This window comes from Salinicola sp. MIT1003 (assembly GCF_001858555.1).
In the GTDB taxonomy this organism is placed as follows: domain Bacteria; phylum Pseudomonadota; class Gammaproteobacteria; order Pseudomonadales; family Halomonadaceae; genus Salinicola; species Salinicola salarius.
This window is the reverse complement of the sequence record NZ_MCAP01000011.1, coordinates 233,874-252,403: the sequence shown is the minus strand read 5'-3', so window position 1 is coordinate 252,403 and position 18,530 is coordinate 233,874. Positions and strand designations below refer to the sequence as shown.

The 18,530-nt window shown below is 62.6% G+C and carries 13 protein-coding genes and 1 pseudogene; 6 read left to right on the top strand and 8 right to left on the bottom strand.

Annotated elements, in window-relative coordinates; translation table 11 throughout:
* Nucleotides 1–12 precede the first annotated feature (12 nt).
* The 4 genes and pseudogenes from dapF to argH all read right to left on the bottom strand — a co-directional run bounded on the left by dapF (nt 13) and on the right by argH (nt 3,824).
* A complete protein-coding gene (dapF, locus tag BC443_RS06325) occupies nt 13–846 on the bottom strand; it encodes a diaminopimelate epimerase (protein WP_071230986.1) in 834 nt (277 codons plus the stop codon).
* Nucleotides 846–2,126: a diaminopimelate decarboxylase gene (gene lysA, locus BC443_RS06320; RefSeq protein WP_071230985.1), complete on the bottom strand. Its 1,281-nt coding sequence runs from the start codon at nt 2,124–2,126 to the stop codon at nt 846–848. Before lysA ends, dapF begins: the two co-directional genes overlap by 1 nt.
* 161 nt (nt 2,127–2,287) lie before the next feature.
* Nucleotides 2,288–2,377 (bottom strand): annotated as a pseudogene (locus BC443_RS19055) (lipoprotein); the annotation flags it as partial.
* Nucleotides 2,378–2,411: 34 nt separating this feature from the next.
* Nucleotides 2,412–3,824, bottom strand: a complete 1,413-nt coding sequence (gene argH, locus BC443_RS06310; protein WP_071230983.1) for an argininosuccinate lyase — start codon at nt 3,822–3,824, stop codon at nt 2,412–2,414.
* Nucleotides 3,825–4,200: 376 nt separating this feature from the next.
* Here argH and hemC point away from each other — a divergent pair, with 376 nt between their 5' ends.
* The 5 genes from hemC to BC443_RS06285 all read left to right on the top strand — a co-directional run bounded on the left by hemC (nt 4,201) and on the right by BC443_RS06285 (nt 9,724).
* The gene (hemC, locus tag BC443_RS06305; protein WP_071230982.1) at nt 4,201–5,151 is read left to right on the top strand and encodes a hydroxymethylbilane synthase; all 951 of its coding nucleotides are present in this window, start codon (nt 4,201–4,203) and stop codon (nt 5,149–5,151) included.
* Nucleotides 5,151–5,948, top strand: coding sequence for a uroporphyrinogen-III synthase (locus tag BC443_RS06300; RefSeq protein ID WP_071230981.1), 798 nt, complete (start codon nt 5,151–5,153; stop codon nt 5,946–5,948). Before hemC ends, BC443_RS06300 begins: the two co-directional genes overlap by 1 nt.
* Nucleotides 5,945–7,486, top strand: coding sequence for a uroporphyrinogen-III C-methyltransferase (locus tag BC443_RS06295; RefSeq protein ID WP_083387246.1), 1,542 nt, complete (start codon nt 5,945–5,947; stop codon nt 7,484–7,486). The genes BC443_RS06300 and BC443_RS06295 overlap by 4 nt, the downstream gene beginning before the upstream one ends.
* A complete protein-coding gene (locus tag BC443_RS06290; protein ID WP_071230980.1) occupies nt 7,483–8,706 on the top strand; it encodes a heme biosynthesis HemY N-terminal domain-containing protein in 1,224 nt (407 codons plus the stop codon). Before BC443_RS06295 ends, BC443_RS06290 begins: the two co-directional genes overlap by 4 nt.
* 100 nt (nt 8,707–8,806) lie before the next feature.
* Nucleotides 8,807–9,724 (top strand): ROK family protein, encoded by a 918-nt coding sequence (locus tag BC443_RS06285; protein WP_071230979.1) that lies wholly within the window; start codon nt 8,807–8,809, stop codon nt 9,722–9,724.
* 69 nt (nt 9,725–9,793) lie between these two features.
* Here BC443_RS06285 and BC443_RS06280 read toward each other — a convergent pair whose 3' ends face one another.
* Complete coding sequence (locus tag BC443_RS06280) at nt 9,794–12,313, bottom strand: mechanosensitive ion channel domain-containing protein (RefSeq protein WP_083387245.1); 2,520 nt, start codon at nt 12,311–12,313, stop codon at nt 9,794–9,796.
* 748 nt (nt 12,314–13,061) lie between these two features.
* Between BC443_RS06280 and BC443_RS06275 the strand changes: the two genes are divergently transcribed.
* The gene (locus tag BC443_RS06275) at nt 13,062–14,624 is read left to right on the top strand and encodes a hypothetical protein (protein ID WP_170835852.1); all 1,563 of its coding nucleotides are present in this window, start codon (nt 13,062–13,064) and stop codon (nt 14,622–14,624) included.
* Nucleotides 14,625–15,551: 927 nt separating this feature from the next.
* Here BC443_RS06275 and BC443_RS06265 read toward each other — a convergent pair.
* From BC443_RS06265 to BC443_RS06255, 3 genes are read right to left on the bottom strand one after another with little or no spacing between them, the layout of a single operon-like run.
* Nucleotides 15,552–16,922: a phage terminase large subunit gene (locus tag BC443_RS06265; protein ID WP_071230976.1), complete on the bottom strand. Its 1,371-nt coding sequence runs from the start codon at nt 16,920–16,922 to the stop codon at nt 15,552–15,554.
* Nucleotides 16,909–17,331 (bottom strand): hypothetical protein, encoded by a 423-nt coding sequence (locus BC443_RS06260; RefSeq protein ID WP_071230975.1) that lies wholly within the window; start codon nt 17,329–17,331, stop codon nt 16,909–16,911. Before BC443_RS06260 ends, BC443_RS06265 begins: the two co-directional genes overlap by 14 nt.
* 44 nt (nt 17,332–17,375) lie before the next feature.
* Nucleotides 17,376–18,371, bottom strand: a complete 996-nt coding sequence (locus BC443_RS06255) for a hypothetical protein (RefSeq protein ID WP_071230974.1) — start codon at nt 18,369–18,371, stop codon at nt 17,376–17,378.
* Nucleotides 18,372–18,530 lie beyond the last annotated feature (159 nt).

Genomic DNA, 18,530 nt, shown 5'->3' with positions numbered 1-18,530 from the left:
CGGGGCAACTTATCAGTTCAGGGCAATGCGTCCCTCGAAGACGCGCTCGGCCGGGCCGGTCATGATGATCGGGGCCTCGCCGCCTTCCCATTCCAGGGTCAGCCTGCCGCCGCGCAGCTCGACATCGACGGGGCTTTGCAGCAGGCCCCGGCGGATGCCGCAGGCCACCGCCGCGCAGGCGCCGGTGCCGCAGGCCAGGGTTTCACCGACGCCGCGTTCGAAGACGCGCAGTCGCACGGCGTGCGGGGAGTCGACCTGCATGAAGCCGATGTTGGCCTGACGCGGAAAGCCGGGGTGCTGCTGCAGCTTCGGCCCCAGTGTTTCGACCGGCGCGTCGTCGATATCGTCGACCTGCAGTACGGCGTGCGGGTTGCCCATCGAGGCGACGCTGAACGCGACGGGGCGGCCGTCGATTTCGAGATGGTGCAGCGGCTCGTCGCTGTCGGCCACGAACGGCACGTCGGCCGGTGCGAAGCGGGGCGTGCCCATGTCGACCCGCACGCGGCCGTCGTCGTCCACTTTCAGCGTCAAGGGACCGCCCAGCGTCTCGACCTTGAACTCACGCTTGTGGGTCAGGCGCTGGTCGATGACGAAGCGGGCAAAGCAGCGCGCGCCGTTGCCGCAGTTCTCCACCTCGCCGCCGTCGGCGTTGAAGATCCGGTAGCGAAAATCCATGTCCGGCTTGCGCGGCGGCTCCACTAGCAGCAGTTGATCGAAGCCGACCCCGAAATGACGGTCGGCCAGTTGGCGGATCTGCTCGCCCCGCAGATAGGCGCGCTGGGTGATCAGGTCGACCACCATGAAGTCGTTGCCCAGGCCGTGCATCTTGGTGAAGTTCAGCAGCATCAGCGCTCCTCCGGCAGCCGGGGCTTTTCTGGCAAGCACGACTCTAGCGCCCACAGCGATTCGAGGCTTTCGCGACGGCGTACCAGATAGCTCTTGTCGCCGTCGACGAGGACTTCGGCGGGACGGCCGCGGCTGTTGTAGTTGGAGGCCATGGCGAAACCGTAGGCGCCTGCCGAGCGTACCGCGAGCAGGTCGCCTTCGGCGACGGCCAGCTCGCGGGCCTGGCCGAGGAAGTCGCCGCTCTCGCAGATCGGGCCGACCACGTCGTAGACGGCGCTGTTGCGGGGCTGGCGGGTGTCGACGCGCTCGATGCCTTGCCACGCCTGATACAGCGACGGGCGGATCAGATCGTTCATGCCGGCGTCGACGATGGCGAAGTTCTTGGTTTCGCCAGGCTTGAGGTACTCGATCCGGGTCAGCATGACCCCGGCGTTGGCCGCTATGGAGCGTCCGGGCTCGAGCAGCAGCGTCAGTTCCCGGCCGCGCAGACGCTTGCGCACGGCGGCGACGAAATCCTCGGCCGCCGGCGGGCGTTCGTCCTGATAGGTCACGCCCAGGCCGCCACCGATGTCCAGATGCTCTATGACGATACCGTGCTCGGCGAGGCGGTCGACCAGGGCGAGCAGGCGATCCAGCGCATCGAGATAGGGCGAGAGCTCGGTGAGCTGAGAGCCGATATGGCAATCCAGCCCCACGACCTTGAGGTTGGGCCGTTCGGCCGCCCAGGTATAGAGATCGAACACCTCTTCCGCGGCCACGCCGAACTTGTTGGCCTTGAGCCCGGTGGAGATGTACGGATGGGTCTTGGCATCGACGTCCGGATTGACGCGAATCGAGATGTTCGCCACCTGGCCGCGCTCGGTGGCCACGCGATCGAGACGTTCGAGCTCCGGACGCGATTCGATGTTGAAACACTTGATGCCGACTTCCAGCGCGCGGGCCATCTCGTCGGCCTGCTTGCCGACGCCGGAGAACACGACCTTGGCCGGATCGCCGCCCGCGGCAATGACCCGCTCGAGTTCACCGACCGACACGATATCGAAACCGGCGCCGAGACGCGCCAGCACGTCGAGAACGGCGAGGTTGGAGTTGGCCTTGAGCGCGTAGCAGACGAGATGCGGCATGTCGCCGAGCGCCTCGCTGTAGGCCTTGAAGTGGCGGGTCAGCGCCGCGCGCGAATAGACGTAGCAGGGCGTGCCATACTGCTCGGCGAGTTGATCCAGAGCGATATCTTCGGCGTGCAGCACGCCATCACGAATGGGGAAAGCCTCGAACGTCACGGTAACTCCTCGGCGTTCGGTTGCGTGGCGGCCGGCGCCGGGCTCGCCTGCGGCGCTGCCGGTGGCTGGTCTGCGGTATCGGCGTCTTCCTCGCCGGGCGACTGGGCCGCCGAGCCTGACGGCCGAGTGTCCTCTTCGTAGACGCCTTGCGGGTCGTAGGTCTTCGCCGCTTCCTCGTCGCCGGGCATGTAGAGCGGTCCTTTCTGGCCGCAGCCGGACAGCGCCAGCAGCGACAGGGTCAGCAGCGCCAGCGGCTTCGATAGCTGCGGGAAGATGGCCGGAACGTTACGCGACATGATGGCTCTCCTGCAGCGTGCCGAGGGCATCGCGCGCGCGCTGGGCGGCTGCGCGAACCTGATCCGGCGCGGTGCCGCCGATGTGATTGCGCGCGGCGACCGACCCTTCCAGCGTCAGCACCTCGAACACGTCCTCGCCGATGACATCGGAGAAGCGCTTGAGCTCTGCGAGCGACATCTCGGAGAGATCCTTGCGCTGCTCGATGCCGTAGGCGACCGCCTTGCCGACGATCTCGTGGGCGTCACGGAAGGCGACACCGGCACGGACCAGGTAGTCGGCCAGATCGGTGGCGGTGGAGAAGCCGCGGCGTGCCGCTTCGAGCATGTTGTCCGGCTTGGCCACCAGCGCCGGCGCCATGTCGGCGAAGGCGCGCAGGCATCCCTTGACCGTGTCGAGGGTATCGAACAGCGGTTCCTTGTCTTCCTGGTTGTCCTTGTTGTAGGCCAGCGGCTGGGATTTCATCAGCGTCAGCAGGCTCATCAGATGGCCGTAGACACGCCCGGTCTTGCCGCGCACCAGCTCCGGTACGTCCGGATTCTTCTTCTGCGGCATGATCGAGGAGCCGGTGCAGAAGCGATCGGGCAGATCGACGAAGTCGAACTGGGCGCTGGCCCACAGCACCATTTCCTCGCTCATGCGGGAGAGGTGCATCAGCAGAATGCTGGCGAAGGCGGTGAATTCGATGGCGAAGTCGCGATCGCTGACCGCATCCAGCGAATTTTCCGCCGGGCGGTCGAAGCCCAGCAGCTCGGCAGTGACATGCCGATCGATGGGGTAGGTCGTGCCGGCCAGCGCCGCCGCGCCCAGCGGCAGCACGTTGACCCGCTTGCGACAGTCGAGCAGCCGCTCGTGATCCCGGGTCAGCATCTCCTGCCAGGCCAGCAGGTGGTGGCCGAAGGTCACCGGCTGCGCCGTCTGCAGGTGGGTGAAGCCCGGCATGATGGTATCCGCTTCGCGGTCGGCCAGCTCGATCAGGCCGCTGCGCAGGCGCGCCAGCTCGGCGGCGACGGCATCGATCTCGTCGCGCAGATAGAGCCGGATATCGGTAGCGATCTGGTCGTTGCGCGAACGGCCGGTATGCAGTTTCTTGCCGGTAATGCCGATCTTGTCCGTCAGCCGCGCTTCGATGTTCATGTGGATGTCTTCGAGCGCGATCGACCATTCGACCTCGCCGCGTTCGATCTCGGCCTCGATGGCTTTCAGGCCGTCGATGATGCTGTCCCGTTCGTCGTCAGTCAGCACGCCCACCCGAGCCAGCATGGTGGCATGGGCGATCGAACCCCGGATGTCGTGGTGATAGAGACGCTTGTCGAACGGGATCGAAGCGGTGAAAGCGGCGACGAATGCGTCGGTAGGTTCGCTGAAACGTCCGCCCCAGGATTGGTTGGTTGCCTGCGTCATCGAAATCGAGCTCTGCGTGGTCTGCGAATAACGGGTTTATGAAGCGCTGATCGGAGTGTATCAGAGACGGCGTTGGCATAGGACGGTGTAAAACGGTGTAAAGCGCGCCGCCAAGTACAAAGAAAACCGTAAAAGAAAGGTGCAAGGAAAACGATAAAGGAGGTGCAAGGAAAACGGTAAAAGACTCCACTGAAACGGTACACCGGGGCACTGACGAATTTGGCCGGCCAGTCGACGGTGCGGTCGATTTTTCCTCATCCAGCGACTGCTCTATCATGTAAGACAAGGTTCGCGAACGCGAATGCCCACTTGGTGACGAACCGGACGCACCCATCAATGGTGCCGACGGTACTCTCCCTCAGACTCGGAGAACGGCGTGCTCGACGCAAACAGATTGAGAATCGCAACCCGCAAGAGCGCGTTGGCGCTATGGCAGGCTGAACACGTCAAGGGGTTGCTGGAACGGTTTCACCCGCACCTGAATGTCGAACTGGTGCCGCTGTCCACCCGCGGCGATCAGATCCTCGACACGCCGCTGGCGAAGATCGGCGGCAAGGCGCTGTTCGTCAAGGAGCTGGAGGAGGCGATGCTCGACGGGCGCGCGGATCTGGCGGTGCATTCGATGAAGGATGTACCGATGCAGTTCCCGGAAGGCCTGGGGTTGTCGGTGATTCTGGAAAGCGGCGCGCCCACGGATGCGTTCGTTTCCAACCACTACGCGAGTGTCGAGGCATTGCCCCAGGGCGCGCGCGTCGGCACCTCCAGCCTGCGGCGCGGGCTCCAGGTCAGCGCGCGGCGTCCGGACCTCGAAGTGCTGCCGCTGCGCGGCAACGTCCAGACCCGTCTGGGCAAGCTCGACGCGGGTGACTTCGAGGCGATCATTCTGGCCACGACCGGGCTCCAGCGGCTCCAGCTGGCGGATCGGATCACCGCGGAACTGACGCCGGAAGAGAGCCTGCCGGCCTGTGGCCAGGGGGCGCTGGGAATCGAATGCCGGTATGACGACGCTGAACTGATTTCGCTGTTGGCGCCGCTGGATCACGCTGCGACGGCGACGCGGGTGCGCGCCGAGCGTGCCCTGAACACGCGGCTGGATGGCGGTTGCCAGGTGCCGATCGGCGGCTACGCCGTGCTCGAGAACGACGGCGATACGCTGTGGCTGCGCGGCCTCGTGGGGCATCCCGACGGCTCGGTCGTGCTGCGCGCCGAGAGCCGGGGATCGGCCATGGAGCCCGAATCGCTGGGAATTCGCGTGGCGGAAGACCTGCTGGATCAGGGCGCCGGCGAGATTCTTGCCGAGGTTTACGGAAGCGCCGGTAACGAGTGATGCCTGACCGCGTGCTGCTGACGCGCCCCGGGGCTCGCGGCGAGGTGCTGGCGCGGGCGCTGGGGGAGGCCGGCTATGCCACGGCCGCGCTCGACGTGCTGCGTTTCGAGCCTGTTGCGCTGTCGGACTCGGCTCGCACCTCGCTGCTTGATCTCGATCTGTTCCAAGGCATCATCGTGGTCAGCCCGCAGGCCGCGACGTGTCTTGCCGAGGCCATTGCGTCATACTGGCCTCAGTTGCCTCTGGGCCTGCGTTTCTATGCCATTGGCAGAGCCACCGCGCACACGCTCTACGCGGAACTGGGCGTGCCGGCGGTCATCCCCACCCGTGCGAACGGTGAAGACAGTGAAGGGCTGCTGGAAGTGGCATCGCTCAAGGTGGTGGCCGGTAAGCGCCTGCTGCTGGCTCGTGGCGAATCGGGTCGGGAACTGCTGGAGGAACGGCTGCGTGAACGCGGCGCCGAGGTCGAAGCGGTTTCGCTTTACCGGCGTCGTTATCATCCGCCTTCTCCCCCCATGAGAACGTGGCTGGAGAACGGGGATTTTGCCGCGCTGGTGGTGACCAGCGGGGAAATATTGCAACATTTGGTCACGTGGTGTGGCCCGGTTGCGTTGAACCAACCGCTAATCGTCTCGAGTCCGCGGTTGGCTACACTGGCGGAAACGTTGGGGTTCGGCTCGCCTCATGTGGCGTCGGGCGCTTCCCCGGCGGCATTGAGCGCCGAAGTCCGCGCGGTGCTCGATCCGCGGGGCGCCATCTTCGATCAGGGTGATCACGAAAAAGGCAAGCGTAGATGAGCAAGCAAAGCAAAGATCAGCAACCGCCATCGGCACCGACATCCGATAGCGAGCAGACCTCGGGTGGCACGGCCAAACCGACCGGACAGGACCCGAAGGCGGCGCCGAACGCGGACAATAGCCAGCCGTCATCACCTGCCGATTCAACTGCCAACAGCGGCTCGACCAAGGCCGAGCCGATCAAGCCGGATGTCGCACAGCCGACCACCACGGATGGCACGACTGGCAAGCCGGATGCCACCAGCAAGCCGGACACCGCCAGCAAGCCAGGTAAATCCGGCACCACCGCATCGAACACGACTCCGGCAGCCGCTGCGTCCGGCTCATCTGCTCAATCCGGTTCCTCGAATGGCAAGAACAGCGCCACGGCCGGCAAGAAAAACGGCAAGTCGGGTCCGGCAACGCCGCCCACGGGAGGCGCGGCCACACCACCGGGCGGTACGCCGCCAACGGCTAGCGGCAAACGGGGCAACGGGGCCAAGTTGGGGTTGCTGGCGCTGATTCTGGTCGTCCTGCTGGCGATTGCCGTAGCGATCGCCGGGTATCTGGGCTGGCAGAAAATTCAGCAACAGCAGGCGCAGTTGAGCCAGGTCGGTTCCAACAGCACCACGCTCGACCAGCTCGAGTCGAAAGTCGGCGAACTCGACCAGAACCGTCAGCAGAACCTGAAAATGATGCGTGGCGAGTTCGATCAGTACCGTCAGAATCTCGACAACACCCTGGACAAGGTGCTCAAGGAGCTGGCCCAGCAGCAGCAGGCCGACCCACGGGAGTGGCTGCACGCCGAGGCCGAATATCTGCTGCGCCTGGCCAATCAGCGGCTGCAGCTCGAGCGTGACGTCGAAGGCGCCAAGGCGCTGTTGAACGCCGCCGATGCGCGTCTGCGCGAGGCGGACAACCCGGCCCTGGTGCCGATCCGGCGAGCCATCCAGTCCGAGCTGGCTTCGCTCGATTCCGTGCCGGTCATCGACCGAACTGGTCTCTATCTGGCGCTGATGGCACAGCAGGAGCAACTGGCACGTCTGCCGCTGAAGCAGGACATCGAGGAGATCGCCGCCGGCGAGGGCGACGCCAAGCCGACCGGCGGCTGGCGCCAGCAGCTGGCGACGCTGGGCAGCGAGCTCAAGGATCTGGTGACCGTGCGGCGTCATGACCAGCCGCTGGAAGCGCTGATCACGCCGCAGCAGGAGTCCTATCTGCGCCAGAACGTTCGGCTGCTTCTCGAACAGGCGCAACTGGCGTTGCTGAAATCGGAACCCAAGCTTTATCAGGCGAGCCTCGACAAGGCGATCGAACTGGTCGAAGGCTACTACGCGAGCGACAACGACGGCGTGGCCAACTCGATCGACAAGCTCAAGAGCCTGCGTGACAACGAGGTTCGACCGGAGCTGCCCGATATCAGCGAATCCTCGCAGTTGCTCAAGCGCTTCATCGAGCAGCGCTTCGGCAACGGCAGCGAGAGCCAGGGCGGAAGCGGTTCACAGAACGGCGTCGCACAGGGCGGTACCAGTGGATCGGCACAGGGAGAGGGCGCATGAGAAAGCTGATCCTGCTGATCGTCTTCGGTCTGGCGGTCGGCGCGCTGTTTGGGCAGTTGATGCAGTCGCTGCCGGGTTACTGGTTCATTCGCGTTGGCGACACCTCCATCCAGACCTCTTTCTGGTTCGGCTGTGTCCTGCTGCTGGCCGCTTTCCTGATTCTGCATTTTCTGCTGCGTGCATTGACGCGCCTGCGCCGTCCGGTGAGCCGGCTCAAGGTCTGGAACAGCCGTACGCGTCACCGCACCGCGATGAAGCGCACCGTTCGCGGGCTGGTGGCGCTGGCGGAAGGCCGCTGGAAGCGTGCCGAGAAGTCTCTCACCAAGGCGGCCGATGATTCCGGCACGCCGCTGGTCAACTATCTCTCCGCGGCGCTGGCGGCCCATTACCAGGGCCGTTACGAGCAGGCCGACGTGCTGCTCAAGCGGGCGCATCACAGCACCGAGGGCGCCGATACGGCGGTGGGGCTGGTACAGGCACAGCTGATGCTGGATCGCCAGCAGTTCGAAGAAGCCCTGGCGACCTTGACGCGTCTGGAACAGCAACTGCCAGAGCATCCCCAGGTGCTCAAGCTGCTCAAGCAGGCCTATCTCAGCGTCAACGACTGGGATGGCATGCGTCGACTGCTGCCGCGTCTCGACAAGCATCGCTTGATCACCGAAGACGAACGTCGTGAGCTCGACCAGCGGGTCTATCGCGAGCTTCTGGTGCAGGCCGCGCAGCAGGAAGGCAATCTGCCGCGCGTCCGTTCGCTGTGGGCGGACATGCCGGATAACCTGCGTGGCGACGTGGAACTGGTCGGACTTTATGCCGAAGCGCTGATCAAGGGCGGAGAAGAGGGCGATGCCGAGCGCCTGCTGCGCAATGCGCTGAAGGAGCACTGGGATACGCGGCTGGTGCTGCGCTACGGTCTGCTCAATGTCGACGCCGCCCGCCAGCTGGCCTATGCCGAGAAATGGCTGCAGGAGCGCCCCAACGATCCGGATCTGCTGCTCACCCTGGGTCGTCTGTCGCTGCGCAATGCCTACTGGGGCAAGGCACAGGAGTACTTCGAGGCGAGCCAGCGCCAGCGCCCGAGCGGGGTCGTCTGCGCCGAGCTGGCACGGCTGTATGCCAACCTCGGCGATCACAGCAAGAGCCAGCTCTACTACCGTCAGAGCGTGACGCTGCTCGACAAGTCGCTGCCGGCGTTGCCGCAACCCAGCGACATGACGCGCTGATCCGGCTGACGATCGATTGCTCTCCTGGGCGCCTGCGGGCGCCTTTTTTCGTACGGTCGGTCACCGTCACGTCACCGTTACCCAGTTTGAGGATCCATTCATGCATTACGGTATCGATGTCGGCGGGACCAAGATCGAGATCGCGATCTACGACCCGAATTGGCAGTGTCTCGATCGCTGGCGCGAGCCGACGCCGGCGGACGACGGCGAGGCGCTGATGGCGCTGCTGGCCGGGTTGGTGCGAGAGGCGGATCGTCGTCATGGCGGACGCGGTTCGCTGGGGCTGGGTTTTCCCGGTGTCCTCGATGAGCAGGGGCATCTGGTGGCGGCGAACCTGCCGGGGCTTCGTCCCTTCGTCCTGGAGACGGCGCTGGCGGCGCATCTCGATCGTGATTTCATCATCGAGAACGACAGCCGCTGCTTCGTGGTGTCGGAAACCGGGCCCGGTGGCGCGGCCGAGGGCGTGATGCACGCCTTCGGCGCGATCCTGGGAACCGGCGCGGGTGGCGGCGCGATGGTGGACGGCCGGCTGCTCAAGGGCGCCGGGCGATTTGCTGGCGAGTGGGGGCATCTGCCGTTGCCCGCAGCGGCCGCCCGGCACTATGACCTGCCGCTGTTGCCTTGCGGCTGCGGTCTCGAGGCGTGCCTGGAAGGCTACATTGCCGGGCCCGGGCTGGTGAGATTGCACCGCCATTTTGGCGGCCGGTCGGCCTCCGCCGAGCAGTGGCATCAGGCCTGGCTGGCAGGGGAAGGCGCGGCGCGGCGCGCGCGCGAATGTCATCTGGCGTTGCTGGGCGGCGCTCTGGCCAATGTGGTCAAGCTGCTATCGCCCCAGGCGATCATCGTCGGCGGCGGCCTGTCGGCCATGGATGACCTCGTGGCCGCTCTGCCGTCGGCCATTGCCGAACACCTGTTCCCGGGGGTCGAGGTGCCCGACGTGATGCGCTCTCGCCTGGGTGATGCCAGCGGCGTGCGCGGCGCCGCCATGCTGGGCGCTGGCATGATGACGACTGCCTGACACCAAGGCGAAAACGAAAAGGGCCGCCCGAAGGCGGCCCGAAGAGACGAGAGGATTCCGGCTGACGGTCTAGCGTGGCTCGTCCGTCTCGTCGCCATCGACATCGTCATCGGTGGGCTTTCGATGCGTCTCGTCCTGCGCTCGCTGATTCGGCGTCGATTCGGACCGGCTCTCGCCTTCGATCGCCGTGGGCGCGTCGGTTTGATGAGCCTTCGGCTGACCGGCGGGGCTGCCGTCGATCGTGAAGTCCTCCTGCATGATGCGCAGGTTGGCGGGCGGCGCCGAACCGGTGCGGTCCTGACCGAAGTAGAGCGTGGTATGCGGGAACGGAATCTCGATACCGGCCTTGTCGAAGTAGAGCTTGACGAGGCGGTTGTAGGCGCGCCCGACACCCCACTGATCCCCCGGCGTGGTCTTGATCACTACGCGGATGTTGACCGAGCTGTCTGCCAGCGCGATGACCCCTGCCACCGTCATTGGCGCCAGCAGTTTGTGGCCATGCTCCTCGCTCGCCTTGAGCTCCTCGAAGGCGGCTTCCAGCTGTTCGATGGCGTAATCGATGTTCTCGCGATAGGCGATACCGTATTCGCCGACATGGTTACCGAACTCGCGCATGAAGTTGGAGACGGTATCCACGGAAGAGAACGGCACGATGTGATAGGTGCCGGACAGATCGCGGATCGCCACGGAGCGGATGCTGATGCGCTCGGCGGTGCCGGTGATGCCGCCAGCGGTGACGACATCTCCGGTGTTCATGGCGTTTTCCAGTTGGATGAACACCCCGGTGATGACATCCTGGACCAGCTTCTGGGCACCGAAGCCGATAGCCAGGCCCAGTACCCCGGCGCCAGCGATGAGCGGCCCGATATTGATGCCGATCTGAGACAGCACGATCATCACGGTCATGATGATCAGCGTGATGGCCAGGGCGTTGCGGAACAGGCTCATCAACGTCTGCGCGCGTGCGGTGGGCGCGCCGCCACCCGTTTCGGGATTGAGGTAGTTCTCGATCAGACTGGCCAGGCCAATCCACACGATGGCAGCGATGATCAGGATCAGGATGACCTGAATCACGGTCGCCACGGTGTGCGATCCCGCGTCGCTGGCGTACCAGGCGGCGAGGTCGAACGCGCCCCAGGCATCCAGGGTGTACATCACCACCGCAATCAGAATGATGGCGCGGACGATCTTCAGCAGCGTCGGGATATAAGAGTTCAAGCGCGGTTCGAGCAACGGCAGTCGCTTACGCATGTTGTCGCCGAGGTCGATACGACGCCCGATGAGTTGAGTCAGCAGGCCGGAGACGAGCGTACCGATGCCCACGTAGATGATCGTCTTCAATGTCGCGATCAGCACGAACGGTAGCGCGGTTTCGGGATGCAGCAGCGTAACGGCGAACACCATGACGGCGTAGATCACCGCGAGGACATGCCAGATCCGCGCGAACAGGCGAAGCGCCACGCGCGATGCGGACATCTGTGCCGAATCCGCCTTGGCGATGATCAGGTCGCGCACGCCGGTACGATTCTTGAACACGACGCTCAGCGACCAGATCAGCGCAACGAGCATGATCAGCACGCCCACCGCCTTGCCGAACGCAGACGAGAGGTTGGCATTGAGGATCGGAACGACCACCAGCATGCCGTAGCCAATGAAGCTGGCCAGTGTCGCCAGGAATCGGTTGCAGTACCTTGCCTGGCCGTCCTCGATGGATACCAGGCGCAGCCCTTCGTGGCGCGAGGAGAAGAGTATCCGCAAGGCGCACTTGAACAGCTCGATCATCAGGAACGCATTGAGGAACAGCGAGAGCCGCGTGTCGAGACTGCCGCTTTCGCCGACCAGAAAGGTCGCCACCAGATTGCCTGCCACATAGGCGAGGACGACAACGACGATATCGACGATGGCCGCCAGCACCACGCCCACGATGACGCGTAACAGGTGGCTGCGCCCTTCGCCCTGAAGCGCCCAGTGGCTGAAGCGGGAAAACAGCGGCTTGGCGATGGCCCGCAGAATCAGGAAGGCGGCGACCGTGGCAATGATCACCAGGGCAAGGTCGATCGCTGCACTCAGGAAATCGCTCATGCTGAACGCCGGGCCGGTGCTCGCGGCGGCGCTGTCACTGGTGAAAAAACCGCCGATCAAAGCCGCCAGGCTGGTGAGCTGACCGCCGATATCGCCTGCGAAATCGCTGGTGATCTGTGCCATCCGCCGAGGGAAGGAGGTGACTGTCTCGGCACTCTCGCCGCTTTCGTTGGCGGCGCTGCCATCCGTCTGGGTATCTTGCCCAGAGGCGGTGCCGCTACCGTCATTGTTCGCGGCCGCGTTGTCGGCCGTGCCCTCGCTCTGAGCCGCATCGGCTTGCGAATCGCCGGAGGAATCCTGTCGAGAAGCCAGCTGTCGCAACTGATCGATCAAGGCTTGCCGCGATTCCGGATTTTCCAGCAGATCCGCCATGGTGGAATAGGCAGGGCCATCCTGAGCAGATTGCCCTTCGGTGCCGCTTTCCTGAGCGAATGCGGGAGCAGCGAATATCAAAAGTAATAGCAATAGCCAGCGACTGAGCCAGCGATCGGGGCGAAGGGCTATCAAGCTCCAACCTCCTTGTCTTGTGGGCGGTTCGATTTCGGCGACACGCAGCCAGCCTAACCATTTTTAGGATAACACTTTATCGGTAATGGCAAATTCACACGCCCATGCAGGGCGATGGCCATCTCGTGAGGCTAGCCGATTCGGGTGGGTTTTCCAGAGCGGGGTACGGCATTTGGTCGTTCGACGACTTGCCTCCTCCACCCGCTTTCGATGAGAACGCCACCGAGCCGGTAGTGGTAAACAATGAGGTTACTGGCCCCGGTACGCTGAAAAAGTTCATGCCCGACGGGCGATGTCGAGTCAGGTCAGCGCTGGGATATAGTGACGATGAAGCGAAAGATCAGAGACAGGATCCGGCATTAGGGCGGTGCGGGGCGATGCATTGACGGCGCAAGTGCCGGGCCATGGACGGGCACCATGACCGACGTCGTCATGGATGACGCAGGGCATGCGATGGCGAATGCGCGCTGAACCATCATGACGGCGCCATATCGTCAGCGTCTCGCCCGGAGTCTTCCGTTGCAACCATCAGGGAGCCGTTATGAATTCTTTTTCCGTTGCCGAACGCATCGAGGGGACGTCCGAGCCGCTGGCCGAGGCTTCTGCTCGGTTGGAAAAAGGCGATTTTTCGGGTGCCATTGCCTTGCTGGAGCCCGCTTTCAAGGCAGGAGACGATAGCTCCGATATCGTCGAGGCGTTGATGCGTGCCTATGACGGTGCCGGCGAGACTGCCAAGCACGAAGAGATGATGGCCGTTGCCCTGCAGGCATCCTCCCAGCCTTCTCTCAAACTGGCAATTTCCTATGCCGAATTGGCAATGACGCGGAAAGAATGGCCGGTGGCTGCCGAGAGATGGCAGTTCATCATCGATCATTGCGAGGGTTTCCCGCATCAGGTCTATGTTCGTCAAGCACGTGCCTGGCTCGCGGCGCAACAATTCAGTGCTGCGCTCCATACAGTCAACCTGGGGCTGGAAAGACAGCCGGGAAACCCTGTCCTTAGTGATCTCAAGGACGTCATTGCCAGCCGGAAAGCAAAGAAATTCCAGTTGACGGCGCAGCAACTGGCGGCACCCATCACGATTCGCTGGGAGGTCGATGAAGGCGAGAAGCGGATCGCGACGCTCGAATCCTTTCGCCATTATCGAATTCGCGGCTGGATCGATGCCCGTCAGGATCAACGGCCGGAATTGCTCGTCTCGGCTCCAGATGGAGCGGTCAGCCTTGCGCTCACCACGCTCGAACCGAGTACGCCCTCCCAGGAGGCTGGCTGGACTTTCGAGTACCGTTTCGATTTCTCTCAGGACCTGACACTTGGCGTCCGGTTGAAGAACGGCAGAGTCTACGAATGCTTGCGCTTTTCGTTGGCACCAGTCATGGAAGTCCTCGAAGGGCGCGAAGGGTGGCTCTTCCTCGCCAACGATACCAACGCCAGTATCGATCAGTTCACCGGCAAGAAGCGTCTGGACGCAGAGCAGAAGCAGCAATGGCGGCATTTCGTTGACGGGATCGGACCGCTTCAGCGGCAGCGCTCTCTATTGCTGTTGATCGCCAATTCCAAGGAAAAGGTCAGGCCGGAATATTATCCTTACGAGAAAGCCAGCATCACGCCTACCGAGCAGGTCGAGAAGCTCCTCCAGGCAGAAAAGATCGACTACTGCAATCCCGTGGCGGCGATGCAGGCGGAGCCGGATAGCTATTACCCTACGGACACGCACTGGAGTGGCCGCGGTGCCTATCTTGCGTTTCTTGCCTGCATGCGGCATTTCGGCTTCGATGACGACTTCGCTTCGCTGTACGCCTTCGAACAGCGGGAAGTCGTGGGTGACCTGGGATCCAAGATGGATCCTCCCGCCAAATCCTTGTCGACCGTCGCCGTTTTTCGGGAGGAGAGCGGTGTGTACTGTCGTTTTTCCAATTATCTCCCAGGCACCGGCAACATTACGATCTTCGAGAATTCCAAGCCCATCCATGCCCGGACATTGGTCATCTTCGGTGGCTCTTCGGCCGGCGCCGGGGGATTTGCGCTGCTGTTCGCCAACGTCTTCCAACGGGTCGTCGTGGTCAATCTGCCTGGCAGCTATGTTCATGAAGTCGTCGAGCATGAAGCTGCGGATCATGTGATCCTGCAGACCAACGAACGCTACCTGGCCACGCCCGGACGGGTCATCAAGACATTGGCCGAGGCCAATCTCGACCATGCCGTGCAAGCCGTGCCGGCGGCCGAGAGAGTCAAGCTGCTGCAGAGGATGAGTCGCTACGCGAGCTGTGAGCCGTATCACGGTTTCATGACTACGCTACTGGCAGGATGAGCCGCGCTGGGCATCGCTGTCGAGCAGCGCATTGAACGTACCATTTCTTTTGAAGTTCACCGGAGTCTCAAGCATCAGCTCGTGACATGACAACAAGGCCATCCATCAAGGGGCCCATACCAAGGAACGACAATGCTAAAAGTCACGTTGGGTCTACGTTGCAACGTTTGTGGTGGGGAACGGTTTTTGCTGCCGACGCTACATGAGGCGTCCGAAGATGTTCGTTGCGCTGACTGTTCCGCGTTCAAGTGCAAGAACGATGATCTGGAGCGCGCCATGTCTGCCGTGCAACGGCAGAAGGCCGCCATGGCGTCGGTTGCCTGAGAAACGTCGTCAGCTGGCATCTGGAAACACAAGCACAAAAAAAGCACCCGATCGGGTGCTTTTTCATGTTTGGGCGGGGTCGTTATAACCAAACCAGTAACACAATGAATAATAAAGGTTATCTATAGGATAAATTTTACGGGCATACACGTGGGCATACACGGTACTGACTGCTAGCAGGCTAAGTGTGCTTTTCGGTGGAAAGATGGGGAATCGAATTGATCGTTTTTCGCCCACTTTTTTAGCTCAGGGCAAACGCACGAAAGCGCCTATCAGAACGCCATTCCTAATAGCCTTTTCCTAACGGTGTGCGCCATTGGCGTAGCCCCTCGGTGCGACGATCTTCGCATCGGTAATCAGCGCAGTTTTCCGCCCATTGGCGTCATGCAGATTTGCACAGCGATAAAACGCCGGAATCCCGGCTATTACGAGATAGTCGTAAAACTTCGGTTTGAAACCGGGTAAAGGTGGGAATTCCCATATTTAGGCGTGGTCAGAACGGCCACACCTTGGAGTGCCTGCCACCGCCACAATGTCGAAGTGACGCGCAGGCTGTCGGGGTTTTCTTGAAGTGGGGCACTCGCCGACTAATCCCCATCGCTGCTATCGGAAGCCAGCGACCACTACACTCTTGAGGCTCATCGGTTCACGTCTCAGACAGCCGTAGCGTACGGCATCGGCAGCGTGGTCCGGGCCGGTACTCTCCAGGTCTTCGACGCGCTTCTGGTCTCGAGCAAGATAAGGCACGGTGTCCCAGAAATACTTGCAGTGCCGGGCGATATACAGCCCAGGGCGATCCGGTTTCCCCGCTTCGGCGAGTAGGCGGCGCATGATGTTCCAGCCGGTCAGGCGATCCGCCTTGCGGGCAGGTTCGAAGCTCACGCCTTCCTTGCGGAACTCGTCGGCGATGCTGCCAGCCCCAGAGCCGGTACGGGCGAAGATGGCATCGTCAGCCACACCTTTCGGCTTCACGTCCCACTCAAGGCACCACTTCTTGATCTCGTCAGCCAGAACGGGAACGGTCCAGCCTAGCCCCGCGTTCAGGTTCTCCCGGCGATTGGTCGCCAGCTCGTCCACCAGGACAATCGAATCTCTCGGGTAGTGCTGACCATCCGGGCCAATAGCACCGGGCGACACGGCACAGATATAGGTCACTGACGGGGCGCTGGAGCCGAAGTCGTGGCAGAGATAGACAATCCAGTCTTCGGGGATGTGATCCCACGGCGCGGTGGCGTTGCGGTTCTCGTCGATGACGTTGGCGAAGTACGCGCCACGGTTTACCGCCCAGTCGCCATCAATCCACGCTCGTAACAGCTCGGGATCGTCCGGGCACGCGCTCTGGAGCTGGTCACGATACTGCGCGGTGTCGATGAACTGATTGCCGATGAAGGTCGAGGGCGCGTAGATCCACTGGCGTTTCGACTTGTCTTCATGAAACGGCTTCCACGGCTTCTCCTGAAAGACGTAGCGCTTCGCCAGCCAGTGATGCCCAGGGCCGCCGGGGTTGGCTGCCACCACGACTCTGACCGGCATATCGGCGGGGCCGCGTAGGTTGGATCGCATGATGTCCAGCAGGTCGGGCAACGGGTACTGTCCGGCTTCATCCACCATCAGCAGGGTGAAGGATCGGCCCTGATACTTCGTGTAATCGGCGTGGCTCTCGAGCTGGCCCAGTTCCATATAGCCGTTGTTGGGGAAGCGCCAGACGTGCTCCCCGGCGTTGTAGCGTGCGCCAGTGCCGTAGACCATGCCGAACAGCTCTCGGGTAATCAGCTCGAAGTCAGCCAGCCCCTTGTACGTTCGCCGAAGATAGAGAATCCGGGCGCGATCGCCGTACATTTCAACGTGACGCATCGCCAGCAGGGCCAGCGTGTAGGACTTGCCGCCACCACGGCCACCACCCAGGAACACGTCATATTCCTCGGGCAGCGCCAGCACCTTCTGTTGGAAGCCGTTGAGTTCAATCGTCTCCACGATCCACCTCCCCATTAATCACCTTGGAGAAGTCTTCGACGGACTGCGGCCCCGGTAGGTTGAAGGTCACTGACACGCGGTTAGCCAGATCGCCTTGATCGCCTTCTCGATAGCCGTGGCGGCATTTCAGCAGGAAGATGGACGCGGTGACGTTACCGGCGCGGGCTTGATCCATCAGCGCCCCATGCAGTTCGCCATGCTCACGCTCGCGGCCTTCATCCAGTGCCTTTTGAATCTCGGGGTAGTTCTCACGCCAGGCGCGGAACAGATCGGCGGAAATATTCAGCCCGTGGGCGATGCCCTTGATCGAGACGCCGTTTTTCGACATCTCCAGAACCTTGTCGGCAGTGTGCTTCGGGGGTTTCTTCTGTGAAGCGGTGCACTTCACGCGGTCGGGTTTACCAGCCATAACGAATCTCCTAAATCCCCACCTTTCGGTGGGGAATATCCGGTTCAAGCGATCTTGGCTTTCAGGAACGCCAGATTGACGGCCTTGCGCTCGGCAGTGCGCAGCCAGTGCGACGGATCGGCCAATTCGGCCAGGGTCGGAGACTCGTCGGCAATGTCGCCTTCGGCCCAGCTAAAGCCAGCCGGGTGAATCGCGACGTTCAGGCGAGAATGCAGGATTTGTTGACCACCACCACGACCGGCGGACGGGATGTCCTCGGTTTGCGTGCCTTCGGCGATGGTCGGTTCGGCCAGCGCGTAGCCCACGGCACCAGCACCGAACAGCACGGACGTGAACTCCCCGGCTTCGGTGTCAGCGGGTAGGCCATCATCCACGATGGTCGCCAGTCCCCGGAAGGTGGCGATGGTGCCGCCCTGGCTGTCGGGAATGAACTCGATCAGGTCATTCTTGAGCGCACGGCGGTAGATGGCGGAGTGCATCGCAATGCCGGTCAGGTTACTCAGCGAGTCGCCCAGCGTGCCAGTGGCGTCGATGACGGCCTCGGCACCGAAGACAGCCGCCGCGCCAGTCTCGCCGGTAATGTCCAGCACCATATCGCCCGCGTTATTGGCGATATTACCCGCCATAACGCCGTTGAGAGACGCGATAAGGCGTCGCTGCATCTGACGGTCCCAGTAGGCGGTAACGCGGCTCTGGATGCGCTGCAGGGCGTTATCCCCGGCGATTTCGGAAGCCAAATTCATATGCGACCAGGACTTGTGCAGGAATGACTTGCGCACAATCTGCTTGCCGCTGCCGATCTTGGCGGGCGTGGAGTGAATATCGGGATCGTCGTTCACGATGTCGGCTTCATCATCGCCCAGGTCGAGCCAGAACGGGACGTTGAAAGCGTGAGCGCCAGCGCGAAGTTGTCGGGCGATCTCGGGGTTATTCACCGCGACACCGGATTGGAACAGTGCCGTTTTCTGCATCGTCTCTTGCAGAATGTAATCGGTGAAAATTTGCGGCTGGATAATATCTGTCAGGCGTGTTGTCGTCATGGGAATCACCTACAAAAAATAGGGTTTAGTGATTCTCACAGACCATCAGTCTTGGAGGTTGCCCCATCAGGGCTTGATTACCAACGCTGCGCGGCTGGTGGGCGTTGCCCCATTAGGGCGGAGGTGCTGAAAGACGGCCCCATCAGGGCCGTCAGACAG

Excerpts from the sequence above, each read along its gene's own strand:
- BC443_RS06295 (WP_083387246.1), top strand. The coding sequence starts at position 5,945 with ATGAGCAAGCAAAGCAAAGATCAGCAACCGCCATCGGCACCGACATCC.
- argH (WP_071230983.1), bottom strand. The coding sequence starts at position 3,824 with ATGACGCAGGCAACCAACCAATCCTGGGGCGGACGTTTCAGCGAACCT.
- BC443_RS06290 (WP_071230980.1), top strand. The coding sequence starts at position 7,483 with ATGAGAAAGCTGATCCTGCTGATCGTCTTCGGTCTGGCGGTCGGCGCG.
- BC443_RS06285 (WP_071230979.1), top strand. The coding sequence starts at position 8,807 with ATGCATTACGGTATCGATGTCGGCGGGACCAAGATCGAGATCGCGATC.
- BC443_RS06275 (WP_170835852.1), top strand. The coding sequence starts at position 13,062 with ATGGCCGTTGCCCTGCAGGCATCCTCCCAGCCTTCTCTCAAACTGGCA.
- BC443_RS06260 (WP_071230975.1), bottom strand. The coding sequence starts at position 17,331 with ATGGCTGGTAAACCCGACCGCGTGAAGTGCACCGCTTCACAGAAGAAA.
- BC443_RS06255 (WP_071230974.1), bottom strand. The coding sequence starts at position 18,371 with ATGACGACAACACGCCTGACAGATATTATCCAGCCGCAAATTTTCACC.
- dapF (WP_071230986.1), bottom strand. The coding sequence starts at position 846 with ATGCTGCTGAACTTCACCAAGATGCACGGCCTGGGCAACGACTTCATG.
- BC443_RS06300 (WP_071230981.1), top strand. The coding sequence starts at position 5,151 with ATGCCTGACCGCGTGCTGCTGACGCGCCCCGGGGCTCGCGGCGAGGTG.